Source organism: Cereibacter sp. Soil_C_27, from assembly GCF_057657095.1.
The window spans coordinates 80,692-101,100 of sequence record NZ_JBDGJD010000007.1; the positions used below are offsets into that span (position 1 = coordinate 80,692).

17 protein-coding genes and 1 pseudogene are annotated in these 20,409 nt (G+C 67.8%); 1 reads left to right on the forward strand and 17 read right to left on the reverse strand.

What is annotated here, in order from left to right; translation table 11 throughout:
* Positions 1 to 22: 22 nt before the first annotated feature.
* The 5 genes from AC3A5Z_RS21145 to AC3A5Z_RS21165 form a co-directional block, all read right to left on the reverse strand.
* Positions 23 to 1,117: a 4-oxalomesaconate tautomerase gene (locus AC3A5Z_RS21145; RefSeq protein WP_487521251.1), complete on the reverse strand. Its 1,095-nt coding sequence runs from the start codon at positions 1,115 to 1,117 to the stop codon at positions 23 to 25.
* A 61-nt stretch (positions 1,118 to 1,178) separates the two neighbouring features.
* The gene (locus AC3A5Z_RS21150; protein WP_487521252.1) at positions 1,179 to 3,179 is read right to left on the reverse strand and encodes a tripartite tricarboxylate transporter permease; all 2,001 of its coding nucleotides are present in this window, start codon (positions 3,177 to 3,179) and stop codon (positions 1,179 to 1,181) included.
* Between the two features lie 200 nt (positions 3,180 to 3,379).
* Positions 3,380 to 4,480 carry a Bug family tripartite tricarboxylate transporter substrate binding protein gene (locus AC3A5Z_RS21155; RefSeq protein ID WP_487521253.1) on the reverse strand — a complete coding sequence of 367 codons (1,101 nt, stop codon included), beginning with the start codon at positions 4,478 to 4,480 and terminating at the stop codon, positions 3,380 to 3,382.
* Between the two features lie 108 nt (positions 4,481 to 4,588).
* Positions 4,589 to 5,986 carry a sensor histidine kinase gene (locus AC3A5Z_RS21160; protein WP_487521254.1) on the reverse strand — a complete coding sequence of 466 codons (1,398 nt, stop codon included), beginning with the start codon at positions 5,984 to 5,986 and terminating at the stop codon, positions 4,589 to 4,591.
* Between the two features lie 2 nt (positions 5,987 to 5,988).
* Positions 5,989 to 6,663: a response regulator transcription factor gene (locus AC3A5Z_RS21165; RefSeq protein WP_487521255.1), complete on the reverse strand. Its 675-nt coding sequence runs from the start codon at positions 6,661 to 6,663 to the stop codon at positions 5,989 to 5,991.
* 121 nt (positions 6,664 to 6,784) lie between these two features.
* Here AC3A5Z_RS21165 and AC3A5Z_RS21170 point away from each other — a divergent pair, with 121 nt between their 5' ends.
* Complete coding sequence (locus tag AC3A5Z_RS21170) at positions 6,785 to 7,897, forward strand: type 2 periplasmic-binding domain-containing protein (protein WP_487521256.1); 1,113 nt, start codon at positions 6,785 to 6,787, stop codon at positions 7,895 to 7,897.
* Here the strand turns inward: AC3A5Z_RS21170 and AC3A5Z_RS21175 are convergent.
* From AC3A5Z_RS21175 to AC3A5Z_RS21230, 12 genes and pseudogenes are all read right to left on the reverse strand, one after another.
* Positions 7,881 to 8,870 (reverse strand): D-2-hydroxyacid dehydrogenase family protein, encoded by a 990-nt coding sequence (locus AC3A5Z_RS21175; RefSeq protein ID WP_487521257.1) that lies wholly within the window; start codon positions 8,868 to 8,870, stop codon positions 7,881 to 7,883. The two genes, AC3A5Z_RS21170 and AC3A5Z_RS21175, sit on opposite strands and share 17 nt — an antisense overlap.
* A 95-nt stretch (positions 8,871 to 8,965) precedes the next feature.
* Positions 8,966 to 9,268, reverse strand: coding sequence for a hypothetical protein (locus AC3A5Z_RS21180; protein WP_487521258.1), 303 nt, complete (start codon positions 9,266 to 9,268; stop codon positions 8,966 to 8,968).
* Between the two features lie 170 nt (positions 9,269 to 9,438).
* Positions 9,439 to 11,064 (reverse strand): ABC transporter ATP-binding protein, encoded by a 1,626-nt coding sequence (locus tag AC3A5Z_RS21185; protein WP_487521259.1) that lies wholly within the window; start codon positions 11,062 to 11,064, stop codon positions 9,439 to 9,441.
* 10 nt (positions 11,065 to 11,074) lie between these two features.
* Positions 11,075 to 11,422: a cupin domain-containing protein gene (locus AC3A5Z_RS21190; RefSeq protein ID WP_487521260.1), complete on the reverse strand. Its 348-nt coding sequence runs from the start codon at positions 11,420 to 11,422 to the stop codon at positions 11,075 to 11,077.
* 10 nt (positions 11,423 to 11,432) lie between these two features.
* On the reverse strand, positions 11,433 to 12,755 hold the full coding sequence (locus AC3A5Z_RS21195) for an NAD(P)/FAD-dependent oxidoreductase (RefSeq protein ID WP_487521261.1): 1,323 nt from the start codon (positions 12,753 to 12,755) through the stop codon (positions 11,433 to 11,435).
* Between the two features lie 4 nt (positions 12,756 to 12,759).
* Positions 12,760 to 13,638, reverse strand: a complete 879-nt coding sequence (locus AC3A5Z_RS21200) for an ABC transporter permease (RefSeq protein WP_487521262.1) — start codon at positions 13,636 to 13,638, stop codon at positions 12,760 to 12,762.
* 13 nt (positions 13,639 to 13,651) lie between these two features.
* On the reverse strand, positions 13,652 to 14,602 hold the full coding sequence (locus AC3A5Z_RS21205) for an ABC transporter permease (protein WP_487521263.1): 951 nt from the start codon (positions 14,600 to 14,602) through the stop codon (positions 13,652 to 13,654).
* 100 nt (positions 14,603 to 14,702) lie between these two features.
* Positions 14,703 to 16,355 carry a peptide ABC transporter substrate-binding protein gene (locus tag AC3A5Z_RS21210; RefSeq protein ID WP_487521264.1) on the reverse strand — a complete coding sequence of 551 codons (1,653 nt, stop codon included), beginning with the start codon at positions 16,353 to 16,355 and terminating at the stop codon, positions 14,703 to 14,705.
* Between the two features lie 94 nt (positions 16,356 to 16,449).
* Complete coding sequence (locus tag AC3A5Z_RS21215) at positions 16,450 to 17,781, reverse strand: NAD(P)/FAD-dependent oxidoreductase (RefSeq protein WP_487521265.1); 1,332 nt, start codon at positions 17,779 to 17,781, stop codon at positions 16,450 to 16,452.
* Positions 17,781 to 18,473 carry an SDR family NAD(P)-dependent oxidoreductase gene (locus tag AC3A5Z_RS21220; protein WP_487521266.1) on the reverse strand — a complete coding sequence of 231 codons (693 nt, stop codon included), beginning with the start codon at positions 18,471 to 18,473 and terminating at the stop codon, positions 17,781 to 17,783. Before AC3A5Z_RS21220 ends, AC3A5Z_RS21215 begins: the two co-directional genes overlap by 1 nt.
* Positions 18,470 to 18,970 carry a MarR family winged helix-turn-helix transcriptional regulator gene (locus AC3A5Z_RS21225; protein ID WP_487521267.1) on the reverse strand — a complete coding sequence of 167 codons (501 nt, stop codon included), beginning with the start codon at positions 18,968 to 18,970 and terminating at the stop codon, positions 18,470 to 18,472. Before AC3A5Z_RS21225 ends, AC3A5Z_RS21220 begins: the two co-directional genes overlap by 4 nt.
* A 75-nt stretch (positions 18,971 to 19,045) precedes the next feature.
* Positions 19,046 to 20,156 (reverse strand): annotated as a pseudogene (locus AC3A5Z_RS21230) (IS110 family RNA-guided transposase).
* Positions 20,157 to 20,409 lie beyond the last annotated feature (253 nt).

Genomic DNA, 20,409 nt, shown 5'->3' on the forward strand with positions numbered 1-20,409 from the left:
CCTTTGTCTTTCCGCCGATGGCTCAGGCGCCGGTCAGCGTCGCGGCCGGCACATAGACCTCGCCGGTGACCAGCTTGCGCGCGGTGCGGATCGCGCCGGCGCTGACCACCTGCAGATCCTTGCCCTGCCCGCTGGTGCGCAGCGCCACGTCGATCATGCCGCTCGGATGCTCGATCAGGATCTCGCGGTCCTCGCCCTCGGGGCGCAGTGCGAGCCCGTCCGAGACCGAACCCTCCAGCACCGCGACCGTCGAGACGCAGAGCGCGCCGGTCACCGCGAAGGCGGCATGGGCCTTGTGCGGCACGAAATAGCGCGCGGCGATATGGCCGCCCTGCTTCGGGGCGGCCAGTATCGCCACCTTGGGAAGCACCTTGCCGGTCACGTCGCCCAGCCCCATCCGGCGCCCGGCCTCCAGCCGCATCGCCTCGAGCCGGGCGAAGAAATCGCGGTCGGCGTCGAGCTCGGCCGGGGTCTCGTAGCCGGTCTTGCCCAGATCGGCGGCGCGCAGGATCATCATCGGCACCGCCACGTCGATCAGCGTCACTGCGACGCCGTCGATCTCTTCCTGCAGATGGCCCGAGGGCAGCAGGCCGCTGGTCTTGGAGCCGACAATATCCATGAAGTTCAGCCGCACCGCCGCCGCCGTGCCGGGCACGCCCGCAATGGCCATGTCGCCGTCATAGTCGACGCCCTCGCCGTCGGTCTGCACCAGCGCCTCGATCCGGGTGTTGGTGTTGACGTTGAAGATCACCACCCGCGTCTCGTCGCCGGTCACCGGCACCATGCCGCGCTCGATGGCGAAGGGGCCGACGCCCGACAGGATGTTGCCGCAGGAGGGCGAGGTGTCCACCACCGCCTCGGTCACCGAGACCTGCGCGAAGAGGTAATCGACATCCACCCCCTCGCGGGCCGAGGGCTGCACCATCGCGACTTTCGAGGTCAGCGTGTCGGCGCCGCCGATGCCATCGATCTGGCGCACGTCGGGCGAGCCCATCACCGCCAGCAGGACGCGGTCGCGCGCGGCCTCCTCCGCGGGCAGGTCTCCGGTGCGGAAATACGGCCCCTTCGAGGTGCCGCCCCGCATGATGATCACCGGGATACCGTGCTGTTTCGCCATGTCTTCTTCCTCCGTCCGTCAATGAAAATGGCCCGAGCCTTTCGGCGCGGGCCATGGGTCGTCACGAGACCAGCGGCCAGGGCAACCGGTCGTAGAAGTATTGCTGCAACAGCCCCTCGGGCAGGATCAGGTTCAGCGCCGAGGTCAGGATCATCAGGATGATCGCGCCCAGCAGCGTCAGGAGCAGGGTCTGCAGCCAGCCCGCCTTGGCGATGATCCGCAGGAAGGCGACGAAGAAGCCGATGACCGCGAGGAAATAGCCCACCACCGCGATCGAGGCGACGAAGCCCACCAGCCAGCCGATGTATTTCAGCGGCGTCATCGGGCCGGCGTTATCCTCCGGCTCCTTTGACTCGGCGTCGAACACCGCGCCGCTCGCGCGGTTGCCGCGGATCTGCGGCCAGAGCACCAGCGCGGCGGCGACCATGCCGACCAGCGCGATGCTGACCGGGAAGATCCGGCCCAGCTGCGACAGGTTGACCGTCTCGACGAAGGTGAAGACGAAAAGCCCCATGATCCCGAGGGTGAAGGCGATCTGCGGCCACATGACCGTCGTCGGGGTGGCGGCGCTCTTGCCTTCGACCTCGATCTTGGTGCCGCTCTTCTTCTGCGAATACATGCTGAAGCCGACCGACAGGATGATGATCGCGCCGATGATCAGCACGATGGGCCGCTGGAACGAGTTCCAGCCCGAGAACTGCAGTGCCTGGTAGAGATAGCGCTCGGACTGGGTGGCCAGCACGAAGCCGATCAGGAAGGCCGGACGCGGCCAGCCGAAGCGGCGCAGAAGAATGCCGACGATGCCGAGCACCACCAGCGCCACCAGATCGTAGAGCGAGCGGTTGGGCTGGAAGGCCGCGAAGGTAATCACGAGGATCATGAAGGGCGCGACCAGCGGGTAGCGCACGATGGTGATCTTGGCGATGGCCGGGGCCAGCAGGATGCAGAGCGCGGTGCCCAGCACGTTGGCCAGCGCCAGCGACCAGACGATGGTGTAGGTCACGTCGAGGTTGGTGCTGACCATCGACGGCCCGGGCTGCAGGCCGATCAGCACCATCCCCGCCAGGAAGATCGCCATCGAGCCCGAACCGGGGATGCCGAACAGCAGCGTCGGCACCAGACCGCCGCCATCCTTCGAGGCGGTGGTCGATTCGACCGCGATCACGCCGCGGATGTCGCCCTTGCCGAACTGGCTCTTGTCGCGCGAGGTCTGCACCACATGGCCATAGGCGATCCAGTCCACGACCGACCCGCCGAGCCCCGGGATCATCCCCAGCACCGCGCCGAGCGCGGCAAGACGCAGCGTCAGCCAGCGGTAGACCCAGGTGTCCTTCAGCCCCTGCTTCCAGCCCGCACCGATGGGCGAGCCTTCCTGCGCGATGGCGCTGTTGCGGCGCAGCAGGTCGCCGATCTCGGGAATGGCGAAGAGGGCGAGGCCGACGATCACCAGCGGCAGGCCGTTCATCAGATAGAGCGTGCCGAATTCCATGCGGTATTCGCCGGTCGCGGGGGCCGCGCCGACAGCGCCGAGGGCCAGACCCGCGGCACAGGCGGCGATGCCCTTGGACAGGCTGTTGCCGGCCAGCGTGCCGACCATCGACAGGCCGAACATCGTCAGCATGAACAGCTCGGCCGCGCCGAAGGACAGGATCAGCGGCCGCGCCACCAGCACGCAGACCGTCAGCACCACCGCGCCGAACAGCCCGCCGATGAAGGAGGCCGAAAACGCCGCACTCAGCGCCCGCGCCGCCTGGCCCTTCTTGGCCAGCGGAAATCCGTCGAGGATCGTGGCCTGCGAGGCGGAGGAGCCGGGGATGCCCATCAGGATCGAGGCGAAGGTGTCCGAGGTCGACAGCACCGGCAAGATGCCGATCAGCATCGCCAGCGCCAGGGTCGGCTCCATGCCGTAGACGAAGGGCAGCAGCAGCGACATCCCGACGATGCCGCCGAGACCCGGCAGCACGCCGACGATCAGGCCAGTGACGACCCCGATCATCAGATACTGGATATGCTGGAACGTCAGCACGTTGCTGAGCGCGGAAAGGATGGCTTCAGTGACCATGGTGAGACCCTGGGACCTTCTGAAAGGGTGACAGCGCGCGCGCCAAGGCCGCGGCGGGACAGCGCCGCGAGCGATCACCCGGATTGCGGGGTGCCGGCTGCGCGCAGGCCCGGGCCTCGGGGGCGGGGCATGCAAGCGCAGACGGAACGAAGGGCCCCGGGCCCGCCCGGAAGGGACGGCGCGGGGCCCGGGTCTTCACATCAGTCCAGCATCACGCTGTGGTTCTCGTTGAGATAGGTGCGGACCCACTCACGCGCGTCGGGATCGATCGTGGTCGCGACCTTGTAGAGCGGCACCACGCCATCGCCGACGGCCTGCTCGTAGTCGCCCAGAACCTCGCCGGCGCTGGCGATCAGCTCCGGGTCCTTGGCGGCAGCGGCGAAGGCATCGCGATAGGCCTGCACGATGTTCTCCGGCGTGTCCTTCGGCAGCATCGCCGGCTTCTGCGCGGCAAAACCCGAGCCGAAGAAGGACATGTAGGCCTCGAAGGCCACGCCCGAGGGCTTCTCGCCGTGCATCATCTCATAGGCTTCGATGAAATGCGGGATCTCGGGGAAGGACGGGTCGCGCTGCAGGTTGCCCTCGGCGTCGAGAACGCCGTAGGAGAACAGCGGCACCGCCGTGCCCGCCTCGACCAGCGGCACCACGTTGGTCAGATAGGCCGACGAGGTCTGGTAGTCGATGGTCGCTTCGCCGCGCTCGAAGGCCAGACGGCCATCGCCCCGGCCGGTCATGCCGAAGACATGGCGCACGTTCAGGCCGAGAACCTCGAAGGCCAGCATCGGCACGAGGTCGAGCGAGGTCGCGCCCTGGCTGGCATAGACCAGCTCGGTCTCGCCCAGCTCGCCCAGTTCCGAAGCGTTGGCGACGCCGGCGCTGGCCGGAATGTAGACCACGCCGCCGGTCGGCGACACGAGCACCGGCTGGAAATCGGCATAATCATAACGCACGCGGCTGTCGCCCAGAAGGAAGGGGAACTGCGTGGAGCCCGAGGTGCCGAGCAGTTGCAGCCCGTTCGGGCGGGCGCGGGCGGCGAATTCGTTGGTGCCGGTGATCGAGCCGCCACCGGGGACGTTGCGGATGATGACGTTCGGGTTGCCCGGCAGGTGCCGCGACAGGTAGGGCGCGAAGAAGCGCGCCCAGACGTCGGAACCGCCGCCCTCCGAGAAGGGGATCCACCATTCGACGGTCTGGCCGGAGAAATCGACCTCCTGTGCGGCGGCGGGGGCCGCGGCGGTCAGGCTGGCTGCCACGAATGCGGCGGCGACGGCGCCCTTGAGGCGACGCAGTGTTGCTTGCATGTTTGTTGTCCTCCCATTGGTCCGGCACGCGGGACGCGCCGGGCGAATGGTCCCTTCATCGCACATGAAGCTGTCCAAAGACTGTCATGTTGTCGCAGCGACTATTTTTCAGCTTGTTTTCTCGTCGCTCTGCACCAACGGAAGCGTCAGCAGGATGACGCAGCCCTGCGCCGAGGGCTCCACCCGCGCGTCGCCGCCCGCGCGGCGGGCGATGGTGCGCACGATCGGCAGCCCCAGACCCGAGCCTCCGTCATCCGCCGTGCTGACCCGGAAGAAGCGGTCGAACACCGCCTCGTGCATCTCGCGCGGGATGCCCACCCCCCGGTCGCGCACCCGCAGCACCGCCATGCCCCGCGCGCGCGACAGCTCGAGGCTCAGCGCGCTGCCCGGCGGTGCGCCGTATTTCAGCGCGTTGTCGATCAGGTTGTCGACGGCCTCCTCCAGCAGCACCGCATTGGCCGCGACCGGCAGCGGCCCCTCCACCCCGTCGAGCGACAGGTCCACGTCGCGGCGCAGTGCTGCCGGAACGTGGCGGCGCGCCACCTCGGCCACGATCTGCGCCAGATCGACCGGCGCGCAGCTCTGCGCGTCGGGCCCGTCGCTGGCCGCATCCAGCCTGAGCAGCTGCTGGGTCAGCCGCGACAGCCGCCGCGTCAGCTCCTGCAGATCGGTCAGCCGCTGCTGGCGATCCGCGTCGGAGCGCGCGTTCAGCGCCGAATCCGCCTGCGCCTGAATCGCCGCCACCGGGTTGCGCAGCTGATGCGCCGCGTTCGAGATGAAGGCGCGCCGCCGGTCCAGCTCCAGCGACAGCCGCTGAAACAGGCTGTTGATGGTAGCGACCAGCGGCACCACCTCGCGCGGGACGCGGCGGCGGATCGGGCGCAGCTCGTGCGAGTTGCGCAGCGCCACGGCATTGCGCAGGTCGGTCAGCGGCGAGAGCCCGCGGTTGATGCCGAACCAGACCAGCGCCGCACCGGAAGCCACCATCAAGGCCACCACTGCCGCCGCCTGCCCCATCATCTGCAGTGTCAGCGCCTCGCGCCGGGTCACCGTCTGCCAGACGCGCACCGTGGTCCAACCGTCGAGCTCGGGGTCGGTGATGTATTCGCGCAGCACCACCGCGCGCACCGGCGCGCCATTGTAGACCGCGTTGTAGAAGACCGGCACCGCCTCGGGATATTCGCGCCCCGCCGGCATCGGCGGCGCATCGGTGCGCCCGACGATGAACCGCCCCCCCGCCGCATGCACCTGATAGAACAGCGGATCGCCGATCGCCCCCTCCAGCGAAGTGAGCAGCGACTCCGCGATCAGGTCGCCCTTGGTCACCATCACCTCGCGCGCGACGGCATGGGCCACGACCTTCAGCGTGTCGTCATAGAGGTTGCGCGACATGTCCCGCGCCATCCAGTGCAGCACCACGCTGGCCAGCACCGCCAGCACCAGCTGCGGCACCACGATCAGCACGAAGAGCCGTGTCCTCAGGCTGAGGGCGCGCCCGTCCGGCATCCTCACGCCGTCCTGTCCTGCTGCAGGATGTATCCGAGCCCCCGGATCGAGCGGATCTGCACGTCGCAGCCCTCGATCTTGCGGCGCAGGCGCGAGACCAGCAGCTCGACCGCGTTCACGTCGACATCCGCGCCGGTGCCGTAGATGCTGTCGCAGAGCGCCGATTTCCCCACCACCCGCTCGGCATTGTCAAACAGCGCCTCCCACAGCGCCAGTTCGCGGCGCGACAGCTCGATCACCCCGCCCGGCCCGCTGAGCCTGCGCCCGGCCCGGTCGAAGGACAGCGCGCCCATCGTCTCGACCATCTGCCCGCGCTTGCCGCGCCTGCGGCTGAGCGCCCGGATCCGCGCGCAGAGCTCGGCCATCTCGAAGGGCTTGGTCATGTAGTCGTCGGCCCCCGCGTCGAGCCCGGCCACCCGGTCCTCGAGCCCGTCGCGCGCCGTCAGCACCAGCACCGGAATGTCCTTGTCCAGCGCGATGGTGTTGCGGATCACGTCCAGCCCGCCGAGCCGCGGCAGGCTCATGTCGACGATGGCGAGGTCGGCCCCCTCGCGCGTCAGGAACTCCAGCCCGTCCTGCCCGTCGGCCAGCCAGTCGACGGAATGACCCTCCTCCCGAAGGGCCTGCTCGACCGCGCGGGCCAGCATCTGGTTGTCTTCGATCAGGACGATCCGCATGGCCTTCGCCTCGCGTCAGGGGATATTTCCCTCTTAGGGGCTGGATCGGTGAAGATACAGTCCTTAAAGATGACTTCGGGGGAGAGGCTTCCGCGAGAAAGCCGCGCCAGGGAGGCATGCCATGCGATACCCACAGAGCGCCCCGGGCATCGTCCGGGCGATGCTGACCGTCTTCATCGCCGCGCTCGCAGCCCTGCCGCTGCGCGCCGCGCTGGCGCAGGAGGTCGATTTCACCGGCAAGCCGATCGATCTGGTGATCCCCTTCTCCGAGGGCGGCGGGTCGGATGTCTGGGCCCGCTTCCACGCCCCCCTGCTGTCGCGCCACCTGCCCGGCCAGCCCGATGTCATCGTCAGGAACGACCCCGGCGGCGGCGGCACCCGCGGATCGAACGCCTTCGCCGATCAGGCCTCCTCCGATGGCCGCTCGCTGCTGGGCACCTCGGGCTCGTCGCTCTTCGCCTATCTCCTCGGCGATTTCCGGGTGCGCTACGATTTCGGCGACTGGACGGTGCTGATGGCCTCGCCCACCGGCGGCGTCGTCTATGTCTCCAGCGATCTCGGCCTCACATCCTGGCGCGACATCGCCGACCTGCGCGACAAGACGCTGGTCTTCGCCAGCCAGGGCGTCACCTCGCTGGATCTGGTGCCGATGCTGGCCTTCCGGGTGCTGGGCTTCGACACGCATTACGTCTTCGGCTACACCGGCCGCCACGACGGGCTGGAGGCGATGCGCCACCGCGAGGTGAACATCGACTACCAGACCACCTCGGCCTATCTGCAGAACGTGGCCCCCATGGTCGCAGCGGGCGAGGCCGTGCCGCTGATGAGCTGGGGCGTCGTCGATGCCGAGGGCCGGGTGCAGCGCGACCCCACCTTCCCCGACCTGCCGACGCTGGAGGAACTCTACGAACAGCTCTACGGCAAGCCGCCCTCGGGGCCGGAATACGATGCCTACCGGGTGTTCTCTTCCGCCGGTTTCGCCGCGCAGAAGCTCCTGGTCCTGCCGGGCGACACCCCGGCCGAGATCCGCGAGACCTGGCTCGAGGCGATCCGCGCCCTGCGCCGCGACCCGGACTATCTCGCCCGAGCGCCCGAGATCCTCGGCGCCTACCAGACGCTCGTCGGCGACGAGGCCGAGAAGCTCGCCCGCAGCGTCACCGAGATCGACCCCGAGACCCGCCGCTTCGTGCTGAAATGGCTGGCCGACGAATATTCGATCAGGTTGGCGGAGTGACCTGCCGCCCCGCCTCGATCACCCGGATCGGGCTGCCCGCCTTCCAGGCCGCGATCGCCTCGGCGGTCTGGCGGTAGAACATGCGGAAGGTCTGCTCGCTGACATAGCCCAAATGCGGCGTGACCAGCAGCCGCCCGCTGTCGATCAGCCCGCGGTCCAGCACCGGCGCGCCTTCGGGCAAGGGCTCGACATCATGCACGTCGAGCGCGGCACCGCCCAGCCGCCCCGCCCGCAGCGCCTCCAGCAAAGGCGCGACCTGCACGATCGGCCCGCGCGAGGTGTTCAGAAGCAGCGCATCCGGCCGCATCAGCGCGAACTCCCGCGCGCCGAACAGGCCCCGCGTCGTCTCCGACAGCACCAGATTGACCGAGACGATATCCGACCCGCGCAGCAGCGCATCGAGATCGGGCGCGTATCCCACCGTCTCAGCGGCGGCCTGCTCCGCGGTCAGGCTACGCGACCAGGCCAGCAGCTCGACCCCGAAGGGCCGCGCCAGCGTGGCAAGCTTGCGCCCGATCCGCCCGTAACCGGCGATGCCCAGCGTCAGCCCCGCAAGGTCACGCCCGATGCCCCGCTGCCAGCCCCCGGCCGTGGCCGCATTCGCCTCCGGCACGATCCGCCGCGTCAGCGCCAGAAGCAGCGCCATGACGAATTCCGCCGTGGTAGTCCCGCGGGACTCGGTGCCGCAGACCACGATCCCGCGCGCCCGCGCCGCCGCGATGTCGATCGACAGGTTCCGCGCCCCGGTGGTCACGATCAGCTTCAGCTTCGGCAGCGCCCCGATCAGCCCCGCATCCAGCGGTGTCCGCTCGCGCATCACGCAAAGCACGTCGAAGGGTGCCAGCCGCGCCGCCAGCGCCGCCGGATCGGCGAGCGTATCGTGAAACACCGTGACGCTGTCGCCCTCCGGCCACGGCGCATAGTCCCGCGCCACGTCGGCATAGTCGTCAAGAACCGCGATCTTCAGTGCCATCCATCCCCCCGAGAGCCGCTCCCCTCCTGCCGCCGCACGCAGGCCCGGCCTATGTATGCAATCGCATGCCGCACTTGTCGAGACCGCCGCGCCCGTCACCCCTCCGGCGCATCCTCCCCCGGAGGCCGCACGGGAAACATGTCCTCCCCGTAGTGATGCAGCTTGATGTGGTGGCAGCGGCAGAGCCACCGGACGTTGAGCGGTTCGTCATAGCGATCGTGATGCGCATCGACCGCTCCCTCGCCGCAGACCTCGCAAGGCTGCTTCCGCAACACCCCCGCCCCCAGCGCCCGCTGCACCACGAGATGCGCCTGATACTTCAGCGGATTGGCCCTCCGCCACCCCGCCTGCCGCGACCCGCTCGTCAACCGCGGCCCCGCCTCCTCCGCCTCGCTCACACCCCATCCCTCCCTTGCCCCGTCACGGGCCTCGGCTCCCCGCCATTCTCGGCCTCGATGGCGCTCCTGTCCGCAGCGGGACGCCGAAAACAGCGATAGCACGTTCCACCTTTGCACATCGACACCTTCGGGGGGAGCGGACACATCATCAGAGCCTGGGCACACATCGCTCAGGCGGCGGTTTCCCAGTGGCTGCCGGGGATTGCATCGACCAGTTGGCGGGTGTAAGCCTGCTGGGGATCGCGGAAGATCCGCGCCGGCGGCCCCGCCTCCACCACCGCGCCGCGATGCATCACCAGCACCTCGTCGCAGATCTGGCTCGCCACCCGAAGGTCATGGGTGATGAACACCAGCGCCAGATGCCGCTCCGCCTGCACCCGCGCCAGCAGTTCGAGGATCTGCGCCTGGATCGAGACGTCCAGCGCCGAGACCGCCTCATCTGCCACGATGATCTCGGGATCGAACATCAGCGCCCGGGCGATGCCGACGCGCTGGCGCTGGCCGCCGGAGAACTCGTGCGGGAAGCGGTCATAGGCCGCCGGGTCCAGCCCGACCTGCGCCAGGATCGCCTGCGCCTTCCGCCGCGCTTCGTCCCGCGCCATGCCCTGCGCCACCGGCCCGACGGTGAGCGATGTGCCCACCGTCTGGCGCGGGTTCAGCGAGGCATAGGGGTCCTGGAACACCATCTGGATCCGCGGGCGGAAGGGCCGCATCTGCGCCTCGGTCAGGGGCAGGATGTCGGTGCCGTCGAGCAGGATGCGGCCCTCGTCCGCCGGGGTCAGCTTCATCAGGATGCGCCCCATCGACGACTTGCCCGACCCGCTCTCGCCCACCACCCCCAGCGTCTGGCCGCGCCGCAGGGTGAAGCTCACGTCCTTCACCGCCTGCACCTCGCGCGGCTTGCCGAAGAAGCTGCCGGCGCTGCGGTAGGTCTTGTGCAGCCCATCGACCTGCAGCACCACCGGTGCCTCAGTCTCGGCGGCGCGGTCGGTGTCGCGCAGGCGCGGCACGGCGGCGATCAGCCGCCGGGTATAGGGATGCGTCGGCGCGGTCAGCACTTGCGCCGCCGGCCCCTGTTCCACGAGATGGCCCTTCTCCATGACGATCACCCGGTCGGCGATATCAGCCACCACGCCGAAGTCATGGGTGATGAACATGACGCTCATCCCCTTGCGGCGCTGGATGGCGCGGATCAACTCCAGGATCTGCGCCTGCGTCGTCACGTCGAGCGCGGTGGTCGGCTCGTCGGCAATCAGCACTTCGGGGTCGAGCGCTAGGGCGATGGCGATCATCACCCGCTGCCGCTGGCCGCCCGACAGTCGGAACGGATATTGCAGCCGCATCAGCGGCGGGTCGGGCAGTCCCACCTCGCCCAGAAGCTCCAGCACCTTCGCGTCCCGCTTGGCCCGGTCGGTCCAGCCATGCGCCACCAGCACCTCGTCGATCTGCGCCCCCACCGTCATCAGCGGGTTCAGCGCAGACAGCGGGTCCTGAAAGATCATCGACAACGACTTGCCGCGCAACGCCCGCCGCTGCCGCTCCGGCATCGTCAGAAGATCCGTCCCGTTGAACAGGATGCTGCCGCCCGAGGGCCGCATCACCGGCGGCAGCAGCCCCATCACCGTGCTGGCCGTGACCGATTTCCCCGACCCCGACTCGCCGATGATGCAGAGGATCTCGCCGCGCCGCAGGTCGAAGCTGATGCCTTCGACCGCATGCAGCCGCTCCATCTCCTTGGGCAGGCTGACGGTCAGGTCACGGACGGAGAGGACGGCATTGAAGGGGGCATCGGTCATCGTGGTCTCCTCAGGGCTTCGGCACGACGGTGGCCAGCTTGCGGAACGGGGTGAGCACCTTGAGCCAGGGGGCGACCCCCTTCGGCACGCGGACGATGGAGCCGGGGCCGATCTTTTCGGGCTCCGACCCGCCGAGGCTGCACAGCGCCTCGCCCTCCAGCACGACGAAGGTCTCCTCCAGATCGCGCGGCGGATAGGGATAGACGCCCGGCTCGGCGATCCAGACGGCGACCTTGGTCGCGGTCTCCGCCGCGCCGTCATCTTCCCAGATCAGGCGGCGGAAGGACTTGGCACCTTCCTCGGAGTCGAGGCCGGGGGTCAGGGTCTCATTGGCGGAGACATGGGTGATGAGGCTCATGATCGGTCCTTCAGGCATGGGGAGGCAGGGGCGCGCCGGAGCGGCGCGCGGCGAAATTGTCGGACAGCCGCATCTGCCGCAGCTTCAGCGCAGGCGCGACGCTCATCCACAGCGGCGCTCGGTGCAAAGGCTCGACCCGCAGGTCGAGATCGGCTTCGGGCATGCCGAGCGCCCAGTCAGACAGGATGCCGCCCAGCATGGTCCCGGTCGGCACGCCACGGCCCGAAAGCCCGGTCAGCGCCACCACGCCCGGCGCCAGCCCGTAGAGCCGCGGCACGGTGCGCTGCTGCATGTCCAGCTCGCCGAACCACAGGTAGTCCCAGCGGATCTGCTCGCGGATCTGCGGATGCAGCCAGCGCAGCCGGTCGGCCATCACCTGCCTTGTATAAGGCAGATCGCTACCGCGCCGCCCCATCGGGAACATCGAGGCGACGATCCGGCCTTCGGCATTATACTTGTAGACGAAGATGTCGCCGCGCCCGTCGTGGATGGTGGTGTTGCGCGGCAGGACCGCCGCCCGGGTCTCGGAGTCGAGCGGCTGCGTCGCGGCAACGAAGACGCGCTGGATGCGGAAGCTCTCCTCGAGCTTGGGCCAGCCGCCGACCGTATAGGCCCCCGTGGTGAAGATCACCCGCTCCGCCCGCACCCTGCCGCCGGCTGTCGTCACCTCCCAGCCCGCGCCACGCGGTGCGCAGCCGGTGACGGCGGAGCGGGTATGGATCACCCCGCCCTCCTGCATCACCGCACGGGCAAGACCGCGGGCATAGCCGAGCGGGTTGAGGTGGCCCGCCTCCTCATGCATCCAGCCGCCATAGAAGCGCGGGCTGCCGGTCACCTCGGCCACCTCGTCGCGGTCGAGCACCCGGGTCCGCGCGCCGACGGCGTTGTAGCTGCGCGCCTTCTCGGTCAACGCGGCGATCTGGTTCGGGCGCAGCGCCCCCATGACGTAACCGTTCTGCACCCATTCGCAGCTGATCTGGTAGTCGCGGATCATCTGCCCCGCCCGGTCGTTCGCACGGGTCTGCCTGCGGATCAGCCGCTCGGCCCATGGCGCGCCCAAGATGCGGCGCAGGTCGTGGAGACTGTAATGGGTGAAGGTCGGCGTGCAGTGACCGGCGTTGCGCCCCGAGCCGCCGAAGCCGATCTCCTCGCGCTCCAGCAGCACCACGCGCGTTCCGGCCTTCGCCAGCTCCAGCGCGGTGGTCAGCCCGGTATAGCCGCCGCCGACGATGCAGACATCCGCCTCCACGGCGTCCCGCAACGGCTCGGTCGGCGCAGGCGGCGCGGCGGTGGCATACCACAGCGTGGCGTCGAAGGGCGAGAACCGCGTCATCGCCTCACCTCTGGTCCGAGCGGGCATCCAGCGCGTCGCGCAGCCCGTCGCCGATGAAGTTGAACCCTGCCACCGCCATGGTGATCGCCACGCCTGGCACGATGGCGAGCCAGGGCGCCTTGTCGAGATATTGCTGCGCCCCGTTCAGCATGTTGCCCCAGCTCGGCAGCGGCGGCTGGATGCCGTAGCCGAGAAAGGAGATATAGGCCTCCAGCAGGATAGCCCGGGCGACGGTCAGGGTGGCGGCGACGATGATCGGGCCGATCACGTTCGGCAGCAGCTCGCGGAACATGATCTGGGTCTTCGACAGTCCCAGCATCCGCGCCGCCATGACGAAATCGCGGTCGCGCAGCGAACGCACCTCGGCCTCGACGATGCGAGCGACCTCCATCCAGCTGGTGACGGCGATGATGATGGTGATCATGATCGGGCTGGGGTTTACGAAGGCCGCCAGCGCCAGCAGCAGGAAGATCGAGGGGAAGGAGAGGAAGGCATCGACCACCCGCATCAGCGCCGCGCCGAGCCAGCCGCCGGTATAACCCGCAACTACGCCCACGACGGTGCCAACCACCGTCGACATCAACATGGCGAAGAACCCGACCAGCAGCGAGATCTGCCCGGCCTGGAACAGCCGCGCGGCGATGTCGCGGCCCAAAGGATCGGTGCCGAAGATATGCGCCCCGGTGCCCGGCGGCGCAAAACGGGCGCGCAGATCGATGTAGAGCTCGTCGAAGGGCAAGAGGTAAGGCCCGACGAAACAGGCCAGCGTCAGCCCGAGGATCAGGACCACGCCCACCATCGCCAGCTTGTTGCGGGTGAAGCGCCGGACGGTGCGCGAGCGCCACCAGCGCGGGCGGGGAGCGGAGAGGGCAGCGGCGGTCATGGCGGGCCTCCTTTCAGTCCAGGCGGATGCGGGGATCGACGAGCGCGACCAGCAGGTCGGCCGCGAGATTGCCGACCAGCACGAGGATGGCCGAGAACATCAGCAGGCCCATCACCACCGGGTAGTCGTTATAGCCAAGGCTATCGAGGAACAGCCGCCCCATTCCCGGCCAGGTGAAGACCGTCTCGGTCACCAGCGCCCCGCCCAGCAGCGTCGGCAGCTGCAGCCCGGCCAGCGTGATCATCGGCACCAGCGCATTGCCGACGATGTGCTTCATCAGCACCCGGCGCGGGGCCAGCCCCTTGGCCTTGGCGGTGCGCACGAAGTCCTGGCTCATCACATCCAGCGTGGCCGAGCGCATGTAGCGGCTCCAGACCGCCACGTTGACCAAGGCCAGCACCATGCTTGGCATGATGAGGTGGATCGCATAATCGCCGAGCGAGCCGTTGCCGACCGTATACATGTTGCCCGCCGGCAGCCAGCCAAGCCAGAGCGAGAAGGTGTAGATCGCGATCAGTCCGAACCAGAAGGTCGGGATCGATAGGGCCACCATGGCCGCGACCGTCGTGGCATAGTCGAAGACCGTGCCGGCGCGCAGCGCGCTGCGGATGCCGATCCAGGTGCCGATCACCACCGAGATCAGGGTGGAGCTGCCCATCAGCAGGAGCGTGGCGAAGAGATGGCGGCTGATCACCTCCAGCACCGGGCGGCCATCGCGATAGGAATTCCCCCAGTCGCCCCGCACCATGTTCCAGAGCCAGTCGAGATACTGGATCGGCAGCGGCCGGTTCAGCCCCATCTGCTCGGCGATGCGGTCCAGCGCCTCCTTGGTCATGCCGGGGGTCAACGTGTATTGCGACAAGGGTCCGCCCGGCGCGAGGTTCAGCACCATGAAGCCGATGAGCGAGACGATGAACAGAAGCACGATGCTCTGCCAGAAGCGCAGCAGAAGATAGCGGATCACGGGGGCACCTCGCAGTCAGGGGGCGCAGCCTCCGCGGGAGCGGCAGAGGCTGCGCGGGGGCGCGCGCCGGGGGGTCAGCCGGCGCGCGGGACGGTCCGCGTCAGGCCCAACGCCAGCTGCGGACGTTCCAAGTGTCGATGCGGTTGTTGATGTTGGCCTCGTAGCCGGTAACGCCCTCTTTCCAGCCGCGGATCGTCGCGTATTGGAAGATCGGCAGGAACGGCAGGTCGGCGCGCATGATCTCCTGGATCTTCAGGTAGATCGGGCGGCGTTCCTCGGGCGACACCAGCTCGCCGCCCTGCTTCAGCAGCGCATCGACCTCGGGGTTCTGGTAGACCCAGGTGTTCTGCCCGGCCCCGCCCTTGGCGGCGGAGGAGGTGGACATGAAATAATCCGAGGTGTCCGGGTCGGGCCCGGTCAGCGTGTTCAGCCCCACGACGACCGAGTCGAACTGCGACAGCATCCAGTAGTCGCCCCACATGACGGCCGGCGGCAGGTTGGAGATGGTCATCTCCACCCCGATGTCCTTGAAGGACTGCTGGAAGAACTGCTGCGCCTGTTCGCGCAGGTGGTTGCCCGAGGTGGTGGAGTTGGTGAAGGCCAGCCGCACCCCGTCCTTTTCACGGATGCCGTCGGCGCCCGGCATCCAGCCCGCCTCGTCCAGAAGCGCCTTGGCCTTCTCCGGATCATATTCGTGCTTCGGCAGGTCGGCGTTGTAGTAGAACGACTCCTTCGGCATGTAGGTCTCGGTCGGCTGCGGCACGCCGTAGTAGAGCGCGTCGATGATCGCCTGCTTGTCCAGCGCGTGATACAGCGCCTGACGCACCTTAAGGTCCTGGAACTGGGGCCGCTCCATGTTGAAGGTCAGTGACTCGAAGGTCGCGGTGCCGACGACCTGCACCTCTTTGCCCTCGAGGGTCTGCGCCTCCTCGTAATTATCCGGGGTGATCCACTGCAGCCCGGCCACGTCGATGTCGCCGGTCTTGAACTGGGTGTAGAGCACGGTCAGGTCGGGGATGTATTTCAGCACCAGCCGTTCCAGATAGGGACCGTCGCCGAAATACTCCGGGTTGGCCTCCAGCTCGATATGGTCGCCCGCGACCCGCTCCTTCCACTTGAAGGCCCCCGTGCCGATCGGGGCCGAGTTGAACGGGGCCTCGTTCTTGTCGGCCACGCCGTCGAAGGCGTGCTTCGGGACGATGAAGGTCGAAGCGAGGATTGAGGCATAGGGCGCGAAGGGCTTGGCCATCTTCCAGGTGAGTTCGGTCGGCGAGACCACGGTCAGCTCGGTGACATGCTCATGCCCGGTGCGGCGCCAGCTGCGGAAGTCGGGGTCGACCATCAGCTCCAGGGTGAATTTCACATCCTCGGCGGTGAAAGGCGTGCCGTCATGCCATTTCACGTCGTCGCGCAGCGTGACCTTCCAGCTCAGCCCGTCCGCGGAGATCCCGCCGTTCTCGACCGTCGGCACCTCAGTCGCCAGCAGCGGATAGAAGTTGCCCTCCGGGTCCACGTCGAACAGCGGATCGAAGACGGCGTAATGCACGCCCTCGTCGACCTCGATATGCAGCAGATGCGGGTTGAACACCGTCGGCTCCTGCGAGAAGCCGACGACGATCTGTCCGCTCGGGGTCTCCTGTGCACGTGCGGCGCCGAGGCCGGACAGCGAGGGGACCAGCGTGGTGACGCCGGCCGCGCCCATCAGGAGCAAGGCCTGCCGGCGCGTCGGGGTGAAACGGGTGGCTTCGGTCATCTTGGTTTTCCCTGTCTTGCGGTGGATCGGATGCGGCTTCTGTTGGCCGCTGTCCGGGTGAGCCGGTCCGGGCGTTGCCGGACCGGAGTGCGGGTCAGAACCCGCTGATCAGCTCGATCTTCGAGCCGTCGGTGAAACGGTTGAAGCGGAAGGCCGTCGGATCGACCAGCGGCGTGCGGTTGGTGACGAGGTCGGCCATCAGCCGCCCCGCTGCCGGGCCGATGCCGAAGCCGTGGCCGGAGAAGCCCGAGGCCATGAAGAACCCCGGCACCCGGTCGATGGCCGAGATCACCGGCACGGCGTCCGGCGTCACGTCGATGTAGCCAGCCCAGCGTTGCGCGATCTCGGCCTTGGCGAAGGCCGGGAAGGCGCGGCAGGCGGCGGCCAGCGCCTTGTTCGACAAGGCCTTGCTCGGCACCGGGTCGAGCACGCGGTTGTATTCGAAGGGGCTCGGCTCATCCATCTGCCAGCGATCGGCGATGCGGGCCTCGTCGACGAAGCGCAGTCCGAGGCGGAAGTTCAGCGAGCGCCACTCCTTGCGCAGCGCGGGCAGAAAGGCCTTGGCGTAGCGAAAGGATTTCGGCACGATGTTGACGATGTTCTCGTGCCCGGACGCCACGGTATAGCCGCCGTCCTGCCGCTTGCGGATGGCGAAGTCGCTGTGCCAGATCGCCTGCTCCGGCCCGCCCTCCAGCGGTTTTGTCCTGAGGACCGAGTTCATCACCTTCAGCTGCGGGAAGTCGATGCCGAGGTTTCCGGCAAAGAGGCTCGACCAAGCTCCGCCCGCGAGCACGACGGAAGTGCAGGCGATCGGGCCGCGCTCGGTCACCACGCCGCTGATCCGGCCGCCCGAGGTCTCGATCCCGCGCACGGCGCATTCGGTCAGCACATGCGCGCCCTTGTCCCGCGCCGCCTCGGCGATGGCGGGGGCCGCCTTCTGCGGCTCGGCCCGTCCGTCGGCGGCGGTGTAGAGCGCGCCCTTCAGCTGCAGGTTGCTGTCCGGAAACATCTCCTTGAACTCGCGCGCCGACAGCATCCGGCTGTCGAGCTGGTAGCCCTCCAGATGCCTGTTCCAGTTTTCGTGCTGTGCGAATTGCAGATCGTCGGCGCAGGTGAACATGATGCCTGCGCGGCGATAGCCGGTGTCGCGGCCGAGCCGCTCGTCAAGCCCCGACCAGATCCGCAGGGCCTCGGCCATCAGCGGCACCTCGCGCGGGTCGCGGCGCGAGATCCGCACCCAGCCCCAGTTTCGGCTGGACTGCTCGCGGCCGATGCCGCCTTTCTCGCAGAGCGCGACGCGCAGCCCGCTCTCTACCAGTTCGAGCGCGGTGGAGCAGCCGATGATGCCGCCGCCGATCACCACGACATCGACCTCGCGCGGCAGGTCGGCATCGCCATGGACGGGAACGACATAGGGGCCGGGCATCAGAAACTCTCCTCAAGCTGACAGTTGACCGCGAATTCGGCGACGCTCGCCTCGTTCGACAGGTCGAGGATCATCGCCACGATCCGGGCGAGATCCTTCGGATTGGTCATGGCCTCCGCCGGGCGGTCGCTGAGCGATGTGCCCATGTCCGTGGCGACGAAGCCCGGGCAGATCGCGGTGGCGCGGATGCCGTGCTCGAAGCCTTCGTGCCGCAGCCCATGCGCCAAGGCGACGGCCGCGAATTTCGACATGGCATAAGCCCCGGCCCGGGCGGATTTCACCCGCTTGCCCGACAGCGAGGCTAGGATGGCCACTCTGCCCCGCCCGCTGGCGATCAGTGCGGGCCACGCGGCCTGCGCCAGACGACGCGGGGCCAGCACGTTGACCTCCATGAGCGTCCGCATGTCATCCTCGGTCGCCTCGATCACCGATTTCGGCACCATGACGCCCGCGTTGGCCACCACCGCGTCTATCCGGCCGAACCGCTCCAGCGCCGCCGCGACCCAGTCGGCCTCGGCCCCCGGCACCATCGCGTCATAGCTCTGCAGATGCGCTTCGGCGCTCCAGGCCGGCTGCACAGGCGCCCGCATGCCCAGCGAGACCGCCCAGCCCTCCTGCGCCAAGCGCTCGGCGATGGCCGCACCAATGCCACGGTTTGCGCCCGAGATGAGGGCCACCCGTTGATCGATCATGCACGGTCCTTCCGGAGACGCCGATACGCCCGCTTCAGGATGTTCATCAGCACCTCCTGCTCGCTGCGCGGAATAATGCGGTCGAAGAAGTCTTCCGACTGCTGCACAGCGATCGCGCGCACCTTCACCGCCAGCGCCGCGCCCTGCGGCGTGATGTATAATTCCTGCGCCCGGCTGTCCTCGGCGGAGGCTCTGCGAAAGATCAGGCCTTGCTGCTCCAGCGTGTCGAGGATGCGTCCCATCGCCGAGCGGTCGCGCAGCGCCAGATCGGCGATGACGGAAGGACGGATGCCGGGATGGCTGTCGATCAGGAGCAAGGCGGTGATCTTGCCCTTGCCGCGGGCCACCTCAAGGTCCTTCAGCCGTTCGTCCAGATCGCGCGAGACAGTGGTGTCGAGCACGCGGATGTAAAAGCTGAGGACGTTCTCCAGCACGTCCAGATCGACATGATCGATATGGGTTGCCGCCCCGCTTGCCGTGTTCTGAAGGTCGTTCAACCGACTGCCCTGGCTTATTTGCGACAGTGTGCCGCGACTCATCTGTAATGATGCTGTGACAGATAGTGGACTTTATCAATCAAATTTAGTGAACGCCTTACTTAGTCGTCCTTTGTTGCGCGATGCTTGCAGAGCCAGCGCTCCGTGCTCGCAGATGCTGCAACCGTGGGCACTTTCCACATAACCTAGGCCCATCGCTGCGGCATGGATGCGTCGCTTGATGATGACGCTGTTCTCTCCAATGATCAGCAGGCGCCTGAGGGATCGCCGCCCATCCTGCTGTTGGCGCCGAGGCGATGCTTGCCGCCAGTCGTGTGCTGCCGCGGCGAGAGGCCAAGCCAAGCCGCTAAGTCCCGCGCATTTTGAAAAGTCTCGGGCGGTGCCGAGACCGCAATGGCGGTGGCGATCAGGGGACCGATGCCCGGCACCGTCATCAGCCGGCGAGCCATCTCGTTCTTCTTTGCGCGCGCCTCGATCTCGACGTCGAGCTTGCCGATCTCAGCCTCGAGATGCGAAAGCGACGCGACCAGCACCGCCAAGGTCGCGATGGCGTCGGCGGGCAAGCCGCTATTAGCATTTCCACGATGGTGATCAGCCGGGCGGGGTTGGCCGCTTCCCGGTGCACGACCTGCCCGAACTCGCCCAGATGGCCTCGCGTCACGCCGAAGGCGTGCCTCCGGCACGGCACGTTGATCGCTTGCGTCCGCTGCCGGATCAGAAGCTCGCGGATGCGGAAGACCATCGCTGCCCCTTGGGTCTCCTCGCTCTTCTCCGGCACAAAGCGCGTGCTGCGCCCTTGAACTATCCCCCGGATCGTTCAATCCGCTGCGCGGATTAGCTTGAACTCGGCCGCACGGCCGCTTCGCAGATCGCCTCGGCGTTGGCCGCGTCGTTTGGAGGGAAAACGATCCACCTGATTGTTTTCTTGCCCGCCTCACTCTGGCGCTTGACGAAGGCTTCACGAAGCGTGCGGCATCAAGCGCACTTCATGGCCGAGCTTGCCAATTTCGCGGCCTAATAAGGGCGCGCCGCCGCACGCTTCCATGGCTACGACGCAAGGCGTCAGCAAACCGAAGAAGTCCAGCACCTCATCGCGCCGAAGCTTCTTCCGAAGCACAGCTCGACCTGAGGCATCAGCCCCATGCGCATGGAACACGTTCTTCGCCAGATTGAGCCCAACCGTGATGAGTTCGGCATCGCCCGGTCCGTCTTGGCGCGTGTGCCACTGCTTTGCGCAAACGCCTCACCTGAGCGGGGGCACTTGGCGGGTTGCAATGCCTTCCGCCTCCAGAAGCCCCCAAAGCTGCCATCCTGATCGCCAGTCGATTCAAAGCAGACGACGGCATCTCTGTCCCGGGCAAGATCCGCCACGGCAGCATGACCTGCCGGAGCGTTTGGCACTTTGCAGCGATGCTCTTCTGGGAGGCAGTGAACGTCCA